General features: G+C 68.4%; 9 protein-coding genes. 5 read left to right on the top strand and 4 right to left on the bottom strand.

Annotated elements, in window-relative coordinates:
- Positions 1-13: 13 nt before the first annotated feature.
- Both FHW58_RS08285 and FHW58_RS08290 read left to right on the top strand, forming a co-directional pair.
- Positions 14-4,543, top strand: a complete 4,530-nt coding sequence (locus FHW58_RS08285) for a response regulator (RefSeq protein WP_179672562.1) — start codon at positions 14-16, stop codon at positions 4,541-4,543.
- Positions 4,540-5,466, top strand: coding sequence for a diguanylate cyclase domain-containing protein (locus FHW58_RS08290; RefSeq protein WP_179672563.1), 927 nt, complete (start codon positions 4,540-4,542; stop codon positions 5,464-5,466). Before FHW58_RS08285 ends, FHW58_RS08290 begins: the two co-directional genes overlap by 4 nt.
- A 115-nt stretch (positions 5,467-5,581) precedes the next feature.
- Here the strand turns inward: FHW58_RS08290 and FHW58_RS08295 are convergent, their stop codons facing one another.
- Together FHW58_RS08295 and FHW58_RS08300 are read right to left on the bottom strand one after the other, a co-directional pair.
- Positions 5,582-6,718 carry an acyl-CoA dehydrogenase family protein gene (locus tag FHW58_RS08295; RefSeq protein WP_179672564.1) on the bottom strand — a complete coding sequence of 379 codons (1,137 nt, stop codon included), beginning with the start codon at positions 6,716-6,718 and terminating at the stop codon, positions 5,582-5,584.
- 9 nt (positions 6,719-6,727) lie between these two features.
- On the bottom strand, positions 6,728-7,918 hold the full coding sequence (locus tag FHW58_RS08300) for an acyl-CoA dehydrogenase family protein (protein ID WP_179672565.1): 1,191 nt from the start codon (positions 7,916-7,918) through the stop codon (positions 6,728-6,730).
- A gap of 269 nt (positions 7,919-8,187) precedes the next feature.
- Between FHW58_RS08300 and FHW58_RS08305 the strand changes: the two genes are divergently transcribed.
- Together FHW58_RS08305 and FHW58_RS08310 are read left to right on the top strand one after the other, a co-directional pair.
- Complete coding sequence (locus FHW58_RS08305) at positions 8,188-9,588, top strand: glycoside hydrolase family 88 protein (protein ID WP_179672566.1); 1,401 nt, start codon at positions 8,188-8,190, stop codon at positions 9,586-9,588.
- Positions 9,589-9,601: 13 nt separating this feature from the next.
- Positions 9,602-10,804, top strand: coding sequence for a DUF4861 family protein (locus FHW58_RS08310; protein WP_179672567.1), 1,203 nt, complete (start codon positions 9,602-9,604; stop codon positions 10,802-10,804).
- Between the two features lie 93 nt (positions 10,805-10,897).
- Here FHW58_RS08310 and FHW58_RS08315 read toward each other — a convergent pair whose 3' ends face one another.
- A complete protein-coding gene (locus FHW58_RS08315; RefSeq protein ID WP_179672568.1) occupies positions 10,898-12,706 on the bottom strand; it encodes a family 16 glycosylhydrolase in 1,809 nt (602 codons plus the stop codon).
- Positions 12,707-12,897: 191 nt separating this feature from the next.
- On the opposite strand from FHW58_RS08315, the gene FHW58_RS08320 reads away from it, so the two are divergent.
- Positions 12,898-17,988, top strand: a complete 5,091-nt coding sequence (locus FHW58_RS08320) for a response regulator (protein ID WP_179672569.1) — start codon at positions 12,898-12,900, stop codon at positions 17,986-17,988.
- Here FHW58_RS08320 and FHW58_RS08325 read toward each other — a convergent pair.
- On the bottom strand, positions 17,964-19,124 hold the full coding sequence (locus tag FHW58_RS08325; RefSeq protein ID WP_179672570.1) for a putative peptide maturation dehydrogenase: 1,161 nt from the start codon (positions 19,122-19,124) through the stop codon (positions 17,964-17,966). The genes FHW58_RS08320 and FHW58_RS08325 overlap by 25 nt on opposite strands.
- Positions 19,125-19,197 lie beyond the last annotated feature (73 nt).

Genomic DNA, 19,197 nt, shown 5'->3' on the forward strand with positions numbered 1-19,197 from the left:
CGAGGCCAAGCGCGTGCCACAGACACAACGCAAACCACTGCCATCCATCCGCTCGCAGATCGCGCTGCTGGTGCTGGCATGCGCGCTGCCTACCGTGATCGGCTTCGGCGCCCTGGTCGGCCAGTTCTACAGCCGCGAACGGGACACCCTCAAGAACGACACCCAGCAGGCCGCGCGCGCGGTCGCTGCCGCCATCGACCGCGACCTGGTGCAGAGCGAAGGCGCGGCCAGCGCGCTGGCCTCGTCGCCCAGCCTGCGCAACGGCGACCTGGACGCGCTGCGGCTGCAGGCCGGCGCCCTGCTCAGTCCGCAATTTCCCGCATCGCAATTCATCTTGAGCAACAGCGGCGGCGACGTGGCGCTGAACGTCGGCGCGGCGCTGCCGGACACGCTCAACGCGGTCAACAACGCCCGCCGGCTGGCGCCGCTGTTCGGCCACGGCCGGCCGCAGATGTCGGTGGTGGTGGTGGCCGGCAGCGCCCTGCTGGCGCTCGACGTGCCGGTGTTCATCGACAGCCACGTCGCCTACGCCATGACCGCGCTGCTCAAGCCGGACCGGCTGGCGCGCACCCTCAAGGACGAACACATCGGCGCCGACCAGGCCATGACCTTGTACGACGCCGACGGCAACGTCATGGCCCAGGCCGGCGGGCCGCGCCTGCTGCTCGGCCACGCGGCCGCGCCCACGCTGCGCGAGCACCTGCGGCGCGCGCCGGAAGCGCTGCTGGACACCGAGGACGCCGAGGCCACGCCGGTGTACCTGGGCCTGAGCCGGGCCCCGGTCAGCGGCGCCGTGGTCGGCATTGCCACGCCGCAGGCGCGCGCCTACCACGAACTGCTGCGCGCGGTGGCGCCGATCGCCGCCACCATGATCGTGGTGCTGGCGGCCGGCTTTTCGCTGGCGTGGGCGGTCGGCGGCCGCATCGCCCGCTCGGTGCGCCAGTTGGTGGCGCCGGCGCAGGCGCTGGCCGGCGGCCAGCCCTACGTCATGCCGGCCACCACCTTCCGCGAGGCCGACATGGTGGCGCAGGCGCTGCTCGCGCTGGAGGGCGACCTGCGGCGCCACCACCACCAGCTGGAAAGCCTGGTGGCCGAGCGCACCAGCCAGCTCGAACGCAACCGCGCCCAGCTGGAAACACTGTACGCCACCGCCCCGGTCGGCCTGAGCTATGTGGACAGCGAACTGCGCATCGTCCGCATCAACGAGTACCTGGCCGCGCTCAACGAGGAAAAAGTGGTGGCGCACCTGGGCCGCCACATCGGCGACGTGATCCGCGACGACGCGATGCGCGCGGCGGTGCTGGCCGACTACCGCGCCGTGCTGGAAAGCGGCAAGCCGCTGACCGGCCTCCGCCGCGCCGGCTACGCGGTGGCGGCGCCGGCGCAGTTGCGCCACTGGGTGCTGAGCTACTACCCGCAATTCGGCAGCGACGGCAAAATCATCGGCATCACCGCGCTGGTGCTGGACGAAACCGATTACAAGCGGGTGGAGAGCGAGCTGCAACGCTCGCGCCAACTGCTCAGTTCGGTGGTCGAGCACATGCCGGCGATGATCTTCCTCAAGCGCGCCGGCGACCTCAGCTACGCCATGTTCAACCGCCACGGCGCCCAGCTCATGGGCACCAGCAGCGACCTGATCATCGGCAAGAACGACTACGACCTGGTGCCGGCCGCGCAGGCCGCCGAATTCCAGGCCGCCGACCGCCACGTGCTGGCCAGCGCGCCCGGCGAGGTGACCGTGATCGCCGAGGAGCCGATCGCCACGCCGGACGGCAGCCGCTACCTGACCACGCGCAAGGTGGCGCTGCGCGACGCGCACGGCGTCGCCACCCACGTGCTCGGCATCTCGCTCGACATCACCGACCGCAAGGAAGCCAAGGAGGTGCTGCGCGCCACCGCCGAGCGGCTGGCCGCCAGCGAGCACTTCGTGCGCGCCGTCACCGACAACCTGCCCGGCATGGTGGCCTACTGGGACGCCACGCTGCGCTGCCGCTTCGCCAACCGCTTCTTCCGGGAGTGGCACGGCCGCGCCAACGAGGAGATGATGGGGGCCTACATGCCGGACGTGGTGGGCGCCGACGAATACGCCGAGGGCGAGGCCTATGTGCGGGCGGCGCTGGCCGGCGAGCCGCAGGGTTTCGCCGGCAAACTGCGCTGGCCGTCCGGCGACACCAGCCATACCTGGATCAATTACATCCCCGATATGGACGAGGCTGGCGCAGTAAAGGGTTTCTTTGTGCTAGTCTCCGATGTCACCGAGTTAAAGGAAACGGAATTGCACCTGCAGGAAGTCAACGAAGAGCTGATCGTGGCGCGCGACCGCGCCGAGGCGGCCAGCCGCGCCAAGAGCGAGTTCCTGGCCAATATGAGCCACGAAATCCGCACCCCGATGAACGCCATCATCGGCCTGGCGCGGCTGCTGGAGGAGGCGCCGCTGGCGCCGCGCGAGCGCGGCTACCTGCATAAAATCCAGTTCGCCACGCAGTCGCTGCTGAGTCTGGTTAACGACGTGCTGGACTTCTCGCGGGTCGAGGCCGGCCAGCTGGTGCTGGAGCACGCGCATTTCCACCTGCAGCACATCCTCGACAGCATCAGCGTCATGCTCAGCGGCAGCGCCAGCGACAAGGGCATCGAGCTGGTGTACGACATCGATCCGGCCATGCCGACCGAGCTGGGCGGCGATCCGATGCGGCTGCAGCAGGTGCTGCTCAACCTGGTCAGCAACGCCATCAAGTTCACCGCCCACGGCGAGGTGGTGCTGTCGGTGCGGCCGGCGCCGGGCGCGGCGCGGCCGGGCGACCACGCGCTGCTGGTGGAATTCCGCGTGCGCGACACCGGCATCGGCATCCCGGCGGACAAGCAGGTCCACATTTTCGACGCCTTCTCGCAGGCCGACAGCAGCACCAGCCGCAAGTTCGGCGGCGCCGGCCTGGGCCTGGCGATCTGCCGCCAGCTGGCCGACATGATGGGCGGCGCCATCAGCGTCACCAGTACGCCGGGCCAGGGCGCCGAATTCCTGTTCGCCTGCCCGCTGGAATCGACCCGGCCGCTGGGCGCGACCACGCCGCCGCCGGCCACCGCCACGCTGTCGGTGCTGATCGTCGACGACAACGCCAGCGTGCGCAAGGCGCTGCAGGATGCCGGCCGCAGCTTCGGCTGGCATACTGCCTGCGCCAGCGGTGCCGAGCAGGCCCGCACACTGCTGGTGGAGCGCGCGCGCGCCGGCCGCCCCTACGACCTGCTGCTGCTGGACCACGAGATGCCCGGCACCGACGGTCCGGCGCTGCTGCAACAATTGCCGGACGGGCTGGAACTGCCGCCGGTGCTGATGATGACTTCGGAACACCGGGCCGCCGCGCTGGCCCAGCAGACCACCACGCTGGGCCTGGCCGGGGTGCTGGCCAAGCCGGTCAGCCCGGCGCGGCTGCTGGAACGGGTCAGCGCGCTGCTGGCCGGCGACCAGGCCACGGCCGGCATCCTGTCGCAACTGGAACACACGCCGCTGCACGACCGCCTCAGTGGCATGCGCATCCTGCTGGTGGAGGACAACGAAATCAACCAGGAGGTGGCGGAATACATGCTGCTGCACGCCGGCGCCTCGGTCGAGGTGGCGTCCAACGGCCAGTTGGCTGTCGAACGGCTGGCCGCCGCGCCCGAGCGCTACGACGTGGTGCTGATGGACATCCAGATGCCGGTGCTGAACGGCTACGACGCCACCCGCGAAATCCGCCGCCAGGGCCTGCTGACCTTGCCGGTGATCGCCATGACCGCCAACGTGCTGGAGGACGACCGCCGCCGCGCCGCCGAAGCCGGCATGAACGCCCACGTGGCCAAGCCGATCGACGTCGAGGAGCTGATCGCGGTGCTGACGCGGCTGGTGACCATCCGCGACGCCTCGCGCGACATGGTGGCGCCGCCGCCGGCCGCGGTGCCGGCCGCCGCGCTGATGCCGCCGCTGTCGCCGCTGCCCGGCATCGACGTCGATGCCGCGCTGGGCCGGCTGGGCGGCAACCAGGCGGCGCTGACCGGCCTGCTCAAGCGCTTCGAGCAGTCGCAAGGCGGCGCCGTCGGCGAAGTGCGCCAACTGCTGGCTGCCGGCCAGCGCCAGCCGGCGGCGCAGGTGCTGCACCGGCTGCGCGGCGTGGCCGCCAACCTCGGCGCCAGCGACGTTGCCCGCCTCAGCGCCGCCGCCGAGGCCGCGCTGCTCGACGCCGCCGCCGACACGCTGGCCGTGCCGGCCGCGCTCAACCGCCTCGAACAGGCCCTGGCGCTGGTCGCCCGCACCGCCCGCACGCTGGCCGCGCCGGCCCCCGATGTCGCGCCTAGCCACACGCCGCCGCCCGACCTGGCGCAAAAACTGGCGGAGTTGCAAGAATTGCTTCAGAATAACAATCTGAAAGCACTTGAACACTTCCGGGCCTTGCGTCCCGCGCTGGCCCCGGCCGGCGCCGCGCAAGCCCTGGGTGAAGCAGTGGAAACCCTCAACTTCAAGGCGGCGCGCCAGATGGTGGAAGAGATGTTGCAGCGAAAGGAAAGTGCATGAGTTGGACCGACCTGGCCCGGAATGGCCGCATCCTCGTGGTCGACGACGCCATGGAAAACATCCAGATCCTGCACCACGCGCTGCGCGAGGACCACGAAGTGCTGTTCGCGCTGGACGGCGAGCAGGCGCTGCAGATCGCGCGCGACCAGCAGCCGGACCTGATCCTGCTGGACGCGGTGATGCCCGGCATGGACGGCTATGCGATGGTGGCGGCGCTGCGCGCCTCGCCGCGCTTGCAGGACATTCCGGTGATCTTTGTGACCGCGCTGAGCCAGCCGGAAGACGAGACGCGCGCGCTGGAGGCCGGCGCGGTCGACTTCATCAGCAAGCCGTTCAACGTGGCGGTCGTGCGGGCGCGGGTGCGCAGCCAGCTGACCATCAAGCGCCAGGCCGACGCCATGCGCGAGCTGAGCATGACCGACGGCCTGACCGGCGTCGCCAACCGCCGCAACTTCAACGACACCGTCGACGCCGAATGGCGCCGCTGCGCGCGCGCCGGCCTGCCGCTGTCGGTGATCATGATCGACATCGACCATTTCAAGCTGTACAACGACCACTACGGCCACCAGGCCGGCGACGCCTGCCTGCAGCAGGTCAGCACCGCGATGAAACGCTGCGCCACCCGGCCGCAGGATCTGCTGGCGCGCTACGGCGGCGAAGAATTCATCCTGCTGCTGCCGCAGGAGGCGGCCGACGGCGCCGAGGTGGTGGCGCAGCGCATCCTGGACGAGGTTGCCAAGCTGGCGATTCCCCACGCCGCCTCGCCGACCGCGCCCATCGTCAGCCTCAGCCTGGGCCTGGCCACCGCCCTGCCGCCGCTGGAAGGCCACGACCCCAGCCCCCTGATCCGCGTGGCCGACCACAACCTCTACCGCGCCAAGCAAACCGGCCGCAACCGCTACTGCATCAGCCTGGACAGCTAAGCAGGCGGCAACCGCACAACCCGCACGGCGGCGAACGGGGGTCGGACCCCGCACGGGGTCCGACCCCGACCTTTTCGGGGTAGGCCAACGCTCAATCCACCGCCGCGGCTCCGGTTCAGGAGTGCTGCTGGAAGCCGCGCTGGGCGGCGAAACGCTCCAGGTGGTGATCAACATCGCCCAGGGTCAGCTCAATCATGCTCAGGCGCTTGAAGTGGTGGGCGGCCGGCAGTTCGTCGGTCACGCCCATGCCGCCGTGCAGCTGCACCGCCTGCTGACCGATGAACCTGGCCGCCTGGCCGATGCGCGCCTTGGCCGCCGAGGCCACGCGCCGGCGCTCCTCGGCATCACACACCATGCGCGCCGCCACCAGCAGCGCCATCGAGCGCGCCTGCTCCAGGTGGATGTACATGTCAGCCATGCGGTGCTGCAGCGCCTGGAAACCACCGATGGCGGTGCCGAACTGCTTGCGCGTTTTCAGGTACTCCAGCGTGGCGTTGAACAGCGCCTCCATCGCCCCCACCGCTTCCGCGCACAGCAGGCTGACGCCGTAGTCGGCCGCCTCTTCCAGCAGGTCCCAGCCGCCGCCAAGCTTGCTCAGCAGCGCCGAGGCCGGCACCGCCACATGGTTGAATTGCACCGTGGCCGCGCGCTGGCCGTCGATGGTGCGGTAGTCGCGCACCACCACGCCCGGCGTTTCGGTCGGCACCACGAACAGGCTGATGCCGTTGGTGTCGCGCTGGGTGCCGGCGCTGCGGGCCGAGACGATCAGCGCGTCAGCCTGGCCGCCGTGGATCACCACGGTCTTGGTGCCGTCGATGCGGTAGCCTTCGCCGTTGATGCTGGCGATGGTCTTGATGTCGGCCAGGTCATGGCGCGCGTGCTTTTCGCCCAGCGCGCAGGCCAGCTTCAGTTTGCCCGCGGCCACGTCCTCCAGCCGGTGGTGCTGGTTGCCGGCCAGTTGCAGGAATTTGGCGCCCCACACGGTGGCGAAGTACGGCTCGACCACCAGGCCGCGCCCGAGTTCCTGCATCACCACCAGCATGTCGACCGCGCTGCCGCTGAAGCCGCCCTGCTCTTCCGGCACCGGCAAGGCGGTCATGCCCAGCTCGACCAGCGTGTTCCATGCCACGTCCGACACCCCGCTGGCCGAATGCACGATGCGCTTGCGGGTGTCGAAGGTGTAGTCCTTGTCCACCCAGCGGCGCAGCGCGTCCGCGAACTGCTGCTGTTCTTCCTTGAAAGTGAAATCCATCGCCGCTCCTTACAGGCCCAGAATCATCTGGGTGATGATATTTTTCTGAATCTCGTTCGACCCGCCGTAGATGGAGGTCTTGCGGTAGTTGAAGTAGTAGGCGGCCAGCGGTGCGGCGGCATCGTCGCCGGTGACCGCGTGGTCGGCCTTGCCCTCGAGGTAGTCGGTATCGAACGGCAGCGCGTCCGGCCCCAGCGCTTCCACCATCAGCTCGGTCAGTTGCTGCTGGAGTTCGGAGCCCTTCACCTTGAGCATCGATGCTTCCGGCCCCGGCGCGTGGGACTCGCGCGTGATGACGCGCAGCACCGTGGTTTCCAGCGCCATCAAATCGATCTCCAGGTTGGCGATCCTGGCGGCAAACACCGGGTCCTGCATCAGCGGCTTGCCGTGCTTGTAGTGTTCGGCGGCGATCTTTTTCAGGAACAGCAACTCGCGCTTGGAGCGGCCGACGGCGGTGATGCCGGTGCGCTCATGGCCCAGCAGGTACTTGGCGTAGGTCCAGCCCTTGTTTTCCTGGCCGATCAGGTTTTGCACCGGCACCTTGACGTTGTCGAAGAAGACTTCGTTCACCTCGTGGTCTTCGTCCAGCATGATGATCGGGCGCACCGTGACGCCGGGCGTTTTCATGTCGATCAGCAGGAAGGAAATGCCCTCCTGCTTGCGCACCGTGGTGTCGGTGCGCACCAGGCAAAAGATCATGTCGGCGTGCTGGGCCAGCGTGGTCCAGGTTTTCTGGCCGTTGACGATGTAGTGGTCGCCGGCGCGCTCGGCGGTGGTTTTCAGCGAGGCCAGGTCGGAACCCGCGCCCGGCTCGGAATAGCCCTGGCACCACCAGTCGTCGCAATTGAGGATGCGCGGCAGGTAGTGCGCCTTCTGCGCCTCGTTGCCGAAGGCCATGATGACCGGCGCCACCATGTTGACGCCGAACGGCAGGATCGGCGGCGTGCCGGCGCGGGCGCATTCTTCTTCCCAGATGTGGCGCTGGGTCGGCGTCCAGCCCGGGCCGCCGTACTCGACCGGCCAGGCCGGCGCCGCCCAGCCCTGGCGGGCGACGATCTGGTGCCAGCGCACGTAGTCCTGCCGGCTCAGGCGCAGATGGTTGCGCACTTTCTTTTGCAGGTCGCTGGGCAGGTTGGCGTCGAGAAAGGCGCGCACCATGTCACGAAACGCCAGATCCGCCGCCGTGTAAGTCAAATCCATGCTGTCTCCTTGTTGTCGGCGCACGAAAAAGCACGACCGTTCCAAATGATTGTACTCCCATGTCCTGGAAAAAGGGCGACCGTTTGGGCTGGCGGCGTTAAGTCAGCGTTGTCATTCCGCTGCGGGCCGGAATCCATACCCAGGCGAGCGTTCTATGGGTTTCGGCCTTCGCCGGAACGACGCGGGACGCGAAGTGGCCTGTCCGGATTGCAAAAGTGGCCGGACCAATCTAGAATGGTCTGACCAAATTAAAATAAAGAGACAACCCTGTGACCTCCCCATCCGCCCTGATTGCGGCTGTTGCCGCCGCTTTGCTCGCCCTGCCCGCCCACGCCGACGGCCCCTACCGCAACCCCGACAACAAAAGCGTCTACGACGCCGGCGAAGGCACGTATCCGGTGCCATACAAGAAACCGACGGTGGCCGAGATCACCGCCTCGCTGGACCGCATCCGTGGCTACATGGAAGCCACCACGCCAACGCGCGTGATCCACAAGGACAGCGGCATCCAGATCACCGACTTCAGCCAGCCGGTGGCCGACGCCATCGTCGAACCCAGCAGCGCCGACTGGGGCATCCAGGTGTACGAGATGGGCGTGGTGCATGCCGGACTGCTGAAAATGGCCGCCGTCACCGGCGACCGCAAGTACACCGCCATGACCGCGCGCCACTTCCAGTTCATGGCCGACAAGCTGCCCTACTTCGCCGCGCAGGAGCGGCAATTCCACCTGGGGCGCGCCAACAGCTTCGCCCGCGTGATCGAGCCGCGTTCGCTGGACGACGCCGGCTCCATGTGCGCCGCCATGATCCGCGCCCAATTCGCCAAGGTGGGGCCGGACATGCGCCAGTTCATCGACACCTGCGGCAACTGGGTGTCCAAGCAGCAGTTCCGCCTGAAGGACGGCACGCTGGCGCGCCAGCGGCCGCAAGCGGTGTCGCTGTGGGCCGACGATATGTACATGGGCGTGCCGGCGCTGGCCGAACTGGGCCACCTGACCGGCCAGCGCGCCTACTTTGACGACGCCGTCCGCAACGTGCTGCAGATGACGCATTACCTATTCAATCCGCAACTGGGCCTGTACACCCACGGCTGGAACGCCAACAACCCGGACGCGCCGCGCTTCTACTGGGCGCGCGCCAACGGCTGGGCGGTGCTGACCATGAGCGACCTGCTGGATGTGTTGCCCAAGGACCATCCCGGCTATCCGAAAGTACTGGCGCAGCTGCGCACCACGCTGCGCGGCATCGCCGAACAGCAATCCGGCGCAGGCCTGTGGCACCAGATGCTGGAGCGCCACGATTCATACCTGGAAACCTCGGCCAGCGCCATGTTCACCTACGTCATCGCCCACGCCATCAATGAAGGCTGGATCAGCCCGGCGACCTATGGCTCGATCGCCCAGGCCGGCTGGGTGGGCCTGTCGACCCGCATCAACGGGCGCGGCCAGGTGGAAGGCACTTGCGTCGGCACCACCTTCGCGAGCGACCACATCTACTACTACAACCGCCCGACCAGCGTCGACGCCCTGCACGGCTACGGGCCGACGCTGCTGGCCGGCGCCGAGATGATCCGGCTGCTCACCAATCCGAACATCGACATCCAGGTCAAGCTGCGCACCTACCACTACGTGCCGAAAGACGCCGGCGCCACCAACTACAGCCATGAATAAGGAGACCACCGTCATGCGTACCAGTTTCTTGCCGCTCGCCGCCGCGTTGCTGGCGGCCGGCGCCGCCCATGCCGCCGAGGTGGCCAGGATCACCGTCACCAACGACCTCGACATGGCGCGGCCGGCGGAAACCATCGCCATTCCGTGGAGCGAGATCAATCGCGCGCTGCCGGGCGCGTTGATCCAGAAAATCGCGGTCAAGGACAGCCAGGGCAACGTACTGCCCTACCAGGTGAGCAATGTGGCGCCGCAGGCCAAGGACCCGAAAGGCATCGGCGTCGCGTATGGCGAGCTGTACTTCCAGCACAGCTTTGCGGCAGGCGAGAAGCAGGCCAGCTTCACGGTTGAGAAAACCGACAGCGTGACGCCGCCGTTCGCCGCCAAAACCTTCGCGCGTTACGTGCCCGAGCGGCTGGACGACTTCGCGTGGGAAAACGACCATGTCGGCCACCGCACCTACGGCCCGGCGCTGGCCGCGCCGGACACCGCGGGCGTGGGCAAGGAAGTGCTGGTCACAAGCGGGCTGGACATCTGGTTCAAGCGCGTTGGCTATCCGATCGTCGACCGCTGGTACAACAAAGGGCACGACCACTACCACCACGACGAGGGCGAAGGCATGGACATGTACAACGTCGGCAAATCGCGCGGCGCCGGCGGCACCGGCGTGTGGGACGGCCAGCAACTGTACGTGGGCCGCAACTACGCCTCGTGGAAAGTGCTGGCCAACGGCCCGATCCGCAGCGTCTTCGAGCTGACGTATGACGGCTGGGACGCGGCCGGCACCAGGGTGAGCGAGGTCAAGCGCTTCACCGTTGACGCCGGGCAGGACTTCGACACCATGGACAGCACCTTCACCTTCAGCGGCCCGCAACAGCTGACGGTGGCGGTCGGCCTGAACAAGAAGCCGGCCGACAAGAACCAGAACGAGCAGATCACCGTCGGCCGGGACGGCATGGCGCTGACGCAGTGGGTAACGCAAGCCACCAAGGGCGCGTTTGGCACGGCCATCGTGCTGCCGGGCGCCAGCGGCATCGCCGAAGACAAGCTGAACGAGCTGATCCTGGCGCCGGTGGAATCCGGCAAGCCGCTGCGCTACTACATCGGCGCCGCCTGGGACCGCGCCGGCCACGTCAGGACGGCCGCCGAGTGGCAAGACAAAGTCAAACTCATGACCGCCCGCGCCACCCACCCGCTAAAAGCCACCGTCGCCCCATAACCCGGGGTCAGGTCCTCCATTTCTACACGGCCTCTGCCGTACGCGCGCGTACGGCAGAGGCCGTGTAGAAATGGAGGACCTGACCCCGGAGTGTTATTGCATGGTGAAGGTTTGCTGGGCGGTGTCGACGGCGTAGTTCTTGGCGCTGTCCCAGTAGGTGAAGTTGTAGCGGACTACGTCGCCTGACTTCAGGCCGCTGGCGGTGTAGCTGTTGGTGCCGCTGCTTTGCGTCATCCGCACGTTCAACTGGCCGCCGTTGTTGACCGTGTAGTGCACGTCCGCCCAGCTTGAGCTGGCCAGCGAGAACTTCAGCATCGTGGCGCTGGTTTGCACCGCGGCCGGCGTTGGCGTGGGTGTCGGCGTTGGCGTGGGTGTCGGCGTTGGCGTTGGCGTTGGCGTGGGTGTGGGTGTCGGGGTGGGCGCCGGCACGCCGCTGTCCCAGATGATGTCGTCCACCGACATCTGGAACGCCGCCTGCGGCAAGGCCGCGCCGTCGCTGGCGATCTGGAACAGGTCCAGCATCGATTGCAACGCGATCTTCGGCCCGGCCAGATCGGCAATCGGGATGGTCGCCGTGCCCCACTCACCATTGCGCACCAGCCCGTAGGTGGTGGCATTCGCCGGGAACTTCACCGCGTTCTGGTTGGTGTAGGTGTCCTGGATCCCCACCGTGAACGCCACGTTGGCCGGTATCTTGATCTTCAACTTCAGATTGCCGTTGCGGAAGCCGCTCATGTCGCGCACCTGCCGCGATTGCACGCTGCCGCCAAACCACGAGCCCGGCTGGTTGAAACTCCACGACAGCGCGTTGGCCCCTTCATACGGCGGAATCGTGCCGGCCGAGGTGGATGCGTTGTTCCACACAAAAATATCCGACGTCGTGCCGGCTTGCAGCTTGTTGTTGACCACGGTGTTGTCGGTGAACACGCCGAATTTGCCCACCTCCGCCGGCGTCTGGTTGCCGAGCTTGACCGAGCCCTTGCCGTCCAGCTGGTACACCCGCACGTAGTCGACGTACATCGTGCCCGGCAGCGGCGCCGTCACCTGGGCCGGCGTGGCGGCGTCGGTAAAGTTGCCGCCCACGGCCAGGTTGAACAGCAGGTAGAACGGCGCCTGCAGCGCGGTCGAGTTGACCGGCAGCGGACTGTTGTACATGTCGTACTCCAGGCCGTTGTCCACCACGGTGAAGCGCATCTGCGATTCGGTCCAGTACAGCCGGTAGATGACGAAGCGGTTGGCCAGCGATTGCGCCGGCGCGTACCAGTTCTTGGTCTGCCACGCGGTCGAGGCGGCGCAGCTTTCGTTGCCCGGCACGCAGGCTGCCTGCTGCCAGGTGATGACGTTGGCGCCGGTGAAATTGTCGATGGCTGGCGCCGGGCTGCCGGCCGCCGCCCGGCTGCTGGCCTTGTGGCCCATTTCCATGATGTCGATCTCGCCCTTGCGCGGCCACGCCTGCGGACTGACGCCCAGCATCCACGCGGCTGGCCACAGGCCGGTGCCCAGCGACGGCGTCGCCAGCCGGATCTCGATCATGCCGTACTGGATCTGCACCTTGTTGAAGGAATCGATCTTGCCGGAGGTGAAGACATTGCTGCCCACCGTCTGGCTGCGCGCCTGGATCGCCAGCGCCCGCGTGGCCGGCTCGAACGGCACGTTGACGATGGCCAGGTTGTTGGGGCTGTAGTATTCCAGCTCCTGGTTGCCGTAGCCGCACAGATTGATCTGGCAGCCGTTGCCATCGTAGGTGTTCCACAAACTGGTGTTGAGGGTGCTATTGTTGAACTCTTCCGACCACAGCAAGGTGCCGATGACGGGACTGGTGACGCTGGCCATCGCCGGTGCGGCGTACGCCAGCGCGACGCTGGCGGCAATGGCGGACAAAACGAATTTCTGGTGGTTCATTATGTCTCCTTGTGATCACGCTCCACGCGATTTGGAAACGATTCCAATCGCTACGGAAAAATATAGGCCGATTAATATTGCCTGTCAACCGCCCCGCGCAAACGGAACGCGCTGCTGTAATAAATAGACAACTGCGCGACAATTCCGTATGCTAGGCTATGCAATACCCATTGCTAACAGGCATGGGAAACATGAAACGATTACTCGTGCGCGATTTCTTTTTCTTCTTAGCTGGCAGGGCCGGTGTGGCGATGCTGTTGTCACTGGCCACGCTGGGCGCCGCCGCCGCGCCATCGCCCGCCCCGTCGCCGTGGCAACAGCTGGCGCCGACCATGTTCGAACACCTGGTGCCGGCCGAGCGCGGCTTCCCCAGCCCGGTCACCATGAGCATCGCGCAGGATGGCGACGGCTTCCTGTGGTTCGGCACCCAGGGCGGCCTGGGCCGCTGGGACGGCTACCGCATGCGCAATTTCTTCCACCACCCCGACGATCCGCATTCGCTGCCGGGCGACTTCGTGCAGACCATGCACGTCGACGCGCGCGGCCGGCTGTGGGTGGGCACCTCGACCAACGGCGTGGCCATGTATGACAAGCGCAGCGAAAGCTTTGTGCGCTACCCGGCCGGCCCAGACGGCCTGAGCAGCCCGGCGGTGACCGCGCTGGCCAGCGATGCGCGCGGCGGCATCTGGGTCGGCACCGCCGCCGGCCTGGACTACATCGACTTGCCTGGCGGCGGCGCCATCCGCCGCTTCCCGCGCGCCGACACGGCCGCCGGCGGCGCGCGCGCCAACCAGATCCGCGCGCTGCTGGCCGACGCCGACGGCAGCCTGTGGATCGGTTCCAACGCCGGCCTGGCGCGGCGCGACACCAGCGGCAACGTCGCCGACCTGCCCATCGCCGGCGTCGACGACGCCGTGCTGTCGCTGGCGCCGCACCGCGCCGGCCAGGTGCTGTTCGGCACCCTCAAGAGCGGCATCGGCGTGGCCGGCGCCAGCGGCGCGCGCCTGCTGGCGCTGGACCCGGTGCGCGACACCGCCAGCGCCATGGTGTTGTCCATCGTCCAGACCCGGCCCGGCCTGTGGTGGGCGGCGACCTACGGCGGCGGGTTGATCGAATTCAATCTGGACGGCCACAGCCGCCGCATCCAGCACCGCCCGGCCGTCTCCATCAGCCTGGCGCACGACCGCACCGCCGCCATCCTGCGCGACCGCAGCGGCCTGGTGTGGGTGGCCAACGAGCGCGGCATCGACATCCACAACCCCGCCAACCGCAGCGTCGACACCATCCTCGACGGCGCCGGCCTGGCCGAGATTTCCGCCTTCGCCTTCATGACCGACAGCGGCGGCCGGCTGTGGGTGGCGCTGGGCGACCAGGGCATCGACCTGATCGACGCCGACGGCGCGCGTCACGCCGGCCTGCGTCCGGACCCCGGCCGCCCCGACAGCGCCCTGCCCAACCGCCTGGTGCTGGGCATGGCCGAGGCCGAACCTCAGGAGGCGTGGATCGCCACCGCGCTCGGCCTGTACCACACCAGCAACCGCGGCACCCAGGTGCGGCGCGTGCCCTTGCCGCTGGGCGATCCCCACCCGCGCATCGGCAGCGTGGTGCGCCAGGGCGAGGTGCTGTGGCTGGCCCTGCAAACCGGCCTGATGCGCTACGACCCGCGCAGCCACAGCGCCCAGCTGTACACCCAGGGCCCGCCCGGCAGCGGCGCCCTCAGCGACAACCGCGTCACCGCGCTGCGCGCCGGTCCGGACGGCGCGTTGTGGGTCGGCACGCGGCGCGGCCTCAACCGCTTCGAGCCGGCCACCGGCCAGGCCGAGCAGATTCTCAGCGGCGGCGACCCGGCCACCACACTGCCGCCCAGCATCATCACCGCGCTGGCCTTCGACCGCCAGGGCCGGCTGTGGGTGGCCAGCAGCAGCGACGGCATCGCCATCCTGGACGGCGTACGCGCCGACGGCACCCGCCGTTTCCGCCGCCTCGACACCCGCGCCGGCCTGCCCTCGAACAACACCGCCGCGCTGCAGGCCGACCGCGACGGCCACATCTGGGCCTCCAGCTCGGACGGCATCGCCGCCATTGATAGCGCTACATTGCAGGTCCAGGTGCTGGACCGGGCGGCCGGCCTGGTGTTCCAGCCCTACATCACCAACGCCGCCGGCCAGACCGCCGCCGGCGACGTGGTGTTCGGCACATCGGGCGGTTATGTGGTGGTGCAGCCGGGGCCGACGCAAGCGTGGCGCTACCAGCCGCCCCTGGTGGTCAGCTCGGTGCGGCTGGACCGCGAGATGGTGCCGCCGGGCCGGCTGCTGGGTGACGGCGGCGCGGCGCTGGAGATTCCGCCGGGCACCCGCAAGGTCGAGGTGGAAATCGCCGCGCTGGATTATTCCGCCAGCCAGCGCAACCGTTACGCCTTCCGTCTCGACGGCTACGACAAGGACTGGGTCGAGGCCGACGCCAGCCACCGCGCCGCCACCTACGCCAATGTGCCGCCCGGCCGCTACCGCCTGCACATGCGCGGCAGCAACCGCGTCGGCGCCTGGAGCCCGCACGAACTGAGCATGGAACTGCATTTCCTGCCGGCCTGGTATCAGACCTGGTGGGCGCGGCTGGGCGCGGTGCTGGCGGTGCTGGCCAGCGCCTGGGGCATGTACCGCTGGCGGGTGCGCAACCTGCAGCAGCAGGTGTACTCGCGCACGCTGCACCTGGAGCGGGTGCACGCCATCGTCAAGTCGATCAACGAGGAGCTGGACTTCGACGCGCTGCTGCACACCATCCTGCGCGAGTCGTCGGCCATTGGCGAGGTCAGCGTGGCGTACGCGCTGATTCCGCAGACGCCGGGCGGGCCGCTGGCGATCCGCGCCAGTTGGGGCCACGACGCGCTGCCGTCGGCGCGCGACGGCGTCGCCCCGCGCGCGGCCCAGCACCAGTACATCGACGCCGCGGTGGTCATCGCGCCGGACATGTTCCTCAAGCAGCGCACCATGCTGGCGGTGCGCATCCGCGTCGACCAGCAGGTGCAGGGCTACCTGGTGTTCAAGCAGAGCACGCCGTTTGCGCGCAAGGACCTGGAAATGTTCAAGGCGCTGAAGGAGCCGTTTGTGTCGGCCTTCCAGAAGGCCAGCGCGATCAGCGCCATCCAGCAGGCGCGCGCCGACGCCGAGGCCTCGACCCGCGCCAAGAGCGAATTCCTGGCCAATATCAGCCACGAGATCCGCACGCCGATGAACGCGATTCTCGGCTTTGCCGGCCTGGGCCAGCATCTGGACCTGCCGGCCAAGCCGCGCGATTATTTCACCAAGATTGGCCGCGCCGGCCAGAATCTGCTGAGCATCATCGACGACGTGCTGGACTTCGCCAAGATCGAGTCCGGCAAGCTGGAATTGGAGATGGTGCCGTTCGACCTCGGCGAGACGCTGGCGCAGATCGCCGATCTGTTCTCGTGGCGCGCGGCGGAGAAAGGCCTGGAGCTGCTGGCCTGGGCCACGCCGGCGGTGCCGCTGCGGCTGGTCGGCGATCCGCTGCGGCTGAATCAGGTGCTGGTCAATCTGGTTGGCAACGCGCTGAAGTTCACCGCCAGCGGTTACATCGGCCTGCGCGTGGAACTGGTGGGCGCCGCGACGGACGCACAAGACAGGCGGGACGTGGCGGGCGTGCCGGTGCGGCTGCGTTTCAGCGTCGAGGACAGCGGCGTCGGCATCAGCGCCGAGCAGCAGGCGCGCCTGTTCCGCGCGTTCTCGCAGGCCGACACCAGCACCACCCGGCTCTACGGCGGCACCGGCCTCGGCCTGGCGATTTCGCAGCAGCTGGTGCATGCCATGGGCGGCGAGATCGGCGTTGACAGCACGCCCGGCCAAGGCAGCCGCTTCCACTTTGAACTGCAACTGCAGCGCCAGGCCGGTGCGCTGCCGGCGCCGGCGCCGCTGCCGGCTGCCGCCGCCAGCAAGCGCATCCTGGTGGTCGATGACAGCGCCATGTTGCGCGAGATGCTGGTCTGCCAGTTGCGCGCAGACGGCTTTGTGGTGGAGGCGGTGGCCAGCGGCGCCGCAGCGCTCGACTACCTGGCCACGCAGGCGGCCGATCTGGTGCTGCTCGACTGGGATTTGCCCGACCTCGCCGGCGATGAGGCGGTGCGCCGCATCCACGCGCTGGCGCCAGACGCGCGGTTGCCGCTGGTACTGATGACGACCGAGTTCGCGCGCGAGCCGGCGACGCAGGCCGATATCGCCGCCGTGCTGGGCAAGCCGGTCAACCCGGCGCAACTGCTGGACGCGGTGTTGGTCGGCCTGGGCCTGGCGGCGCCGGCGCGGCCAGCGCCAACGGCATCGGCCGCGCTGTCGGAGGCGGCGCAGCGCATCGCCGGCACCCATGTGCTGGTGGTGGACGACAATGTCATCAACCAGCAGGTGGCGCGCGAGGTACTGCTGCGCGCCGGCGTCAATGTCGAACTGGCCGGCAGCGGTGCCGAGGCCTTGCAGCTGGTCGACCTGGCCCCGTTCGACGCGGTGCTGATGGACATCCAGATGCCCGGCATGGACGGCTACGAAACCACCGCCCGCATCCGCGCCCAGCCGCGCCACGCGCAGCTGCCGCTGATCGCCATGACCGCACACGCCGTGCACGGCTTCCGCGAAAGCAGCCTGGGCATGGGCATGAACGACTACGTCACCAAGCCGATCGATCCGGAGCGCTTGTTCAAGGTGCTGGCTGGCCAGATCCGCCGCGCGCCCGAGCGCCCCGCAGCACACGCGCCCGCAGGAACGGCGCCGCCGCCCCTCGGCCCGCAGTCCTTCGCCGAGCCAGGCTTGGCCGCGTCGCTCCACACCGCAGCCCCCGCTATGGCGGCCTCGGCCATGGCGGGGGAGGCGGAGGGCGCGGCGCGCGGCGGCATCCCCGCCCTGCCCGGCATCGACATGGCAGCAGCGCTGGACCGGCTGGGCGGCAACAGCCAACTGCTACTGACGCTGCTACAACGCTTTGCCGACGACTTCACGCCAGCGCCGCAGCGGCTGCTGGCCGCGATCGAACACGGCGCCGACGAACAGGCCGCGCTGCTGGTGCACAAGGTGCGCGGCGCCGCCGGCAATCTGTCGATGCCGGAGCTGCACCGCGCGGCGGGCGAACTGGAAGCAGCGCTGAACGCGCCACAACACGACCACCACGACCAACGCGACGCCGCCCTGGCCGCCTTCGGTGCCGCGCTGGAACGGGTGCTGGACGGCATCCAGTCACAGCGCGGAAACGCGGATCGGAATCAGGCGGCGCCAGTATCGCCGTAGCGCAGTTCCACCATCTCGCGCCGGCTGTCGTCGGCCTTGCCGCAGCCGCACATGGCCAGTACCGCGTAACGCAAGTGGTCCAGGCCCAGCTTCTTCTCGATGTCCGCGTCGTTGATGGCGGCGGTGATGAAGGCCGGCATGCCGGCCTCGGTGGCCAGCAGATAGAAGGTCTGCGACAGGTGGCCGGCATCCAGCACCACGGCGCGGTAAGCCTTCTGGTGATTGCGGTACTTCCAGTGCATGCGCTCCATGCGCGCCACCAGCACCACCTGCAGCGGCGCCTCCGACAGCCACTGCTGATCGGCCAGCATGTAGCGCGCCAGCGCGCCAGCCTGTTCGCGGTCCATGGTTTCCACCGGCCGCAATTCATGCGCCACCGGATGATAGTGATACAGCCCCGGCGCCACGCCATCGACGCGCTGCGCCAGCACGAAGGCCTCGACCGGATGCAGCGCGCCGCCGGACGGGCTGGTCTTCTTGAGCACGTTGGCATGCGGACCGACCTGGCGCACTTCCTGCGCGCCGAAGGTGCGGTGCAGCAGCCGCGCCACCACGTCCAACGGCACGCTGGCGCTGAGATCGTAGTTGCGGCCGGTGTAGCGGTTCAGCAGGTGCGGATCGAGCGCGCCCTCGGCCACGGCCGGCAGCTTCAGGGCCTGCGCCGGATTCAGGTCCAGCGTCGGTGGCGGCGGTTCGCCGAATTTGTCCAGCAGCGCCTGGAAAGTCGGCGCCTCCATGCCGGCCTGCTCGGTCACGCCGCGCCAGCGGCCAAAGGTGTGCGCCAGCGCCGACAGCGGCCGCCAGTAGTTGGCCCGCAGCGTCTCGTCGCGCTCGTGCTGCGCGGCGTACTGCGGCGTGTCGCCGATCAGCAGGCCCAGCGCCAGCAGGCCGGCGATGCAATCCTCGCCATACTGCTGCTCGGCGGCCGCGCGCTCGCGCCAGACGGTGTAGCTGATGCCGCCCAGCGCGGCCAGCTGGGCGGCGTCGATGGGAATTTCCTGATCCAGATGGGGCGCCAGCGCCACCCAGTGACTGCGGGCCTCCAGTGCCTTGCCTCCTGCAAGTACGGTCGGCCAGTCGATCGTCAGTGCTTCGCGAGGTTCAATATACAACACAGCACAACGGCGTAGTTTCATTGGGCGCTCCTCTGGTTGGGGGTGTTTCCCAGTCTAGCGCACGGTTGTTGATCTTGCAATAAAACTTGGCAAG

It is taken from the genome of Duganella sp. 1224 (genome assembly GCF_013408245.1).
Classification (GTDB): domain Bacteria; phylum Pseudomonadota; class Gammaproteobacteria; order Burkholderiales; family Burkholderiaceae_D; genus Rugamonas.

Bases quoted from the DNA above. Each gene is read 5' to 3' on its own strand.
- FHW58_RS08290 (WP_179672563.1), top strand. From the start codon at position 4,540: ATGAGTTGGACCGACCTGGCCCGGAATGGCCGCATCCTCGTGGTCGAC.
- FHW58_RS08315 (WP_179672568.1), bottom strand. From the start codon at position 12,706: ATGAACCACCAGAAATTCGTTTTGTCCGCCATTGCCGCCAGCGTCGCG.
- FHW58_RS08320 (WP_179672569.1), top strand. From the start codon at position 12,898: ATGAAACGATTACTCGTGCGCGATTTCTTTTTCTTCTTAGCTGGCAGG.
- FHW58_RS08295 (WP_179672564.1), bottom strand. From the start codon at position 6,718: ATGGATTTCACTTTCAAGGAAGAACAGCAGCAGTTCGCGGACGCGCTG.
- FHW58_RS08310 (WP_179672567.1), top strand. From the start codon at position 9,602: ATGCGTACCAGTTTCTTGCCGCTCGCCGCCGCGTTGCTGGCGGCCGGC.
- FHW58_RS08300 (WP_179672565.1), bottom strand. From the start codon at position 7,918: ATGGATTTGACTTACACGGCGGCGGATCTGGCGTTTCGTGACATGGTG.
- FHW58_RS08325 (WP_179672570.1), bottom strand. From the start codon at position 19,124: ATGAAACTACGCCGTTGTGCTGTGTTGTATATTGAACCTCGCGAAGCA.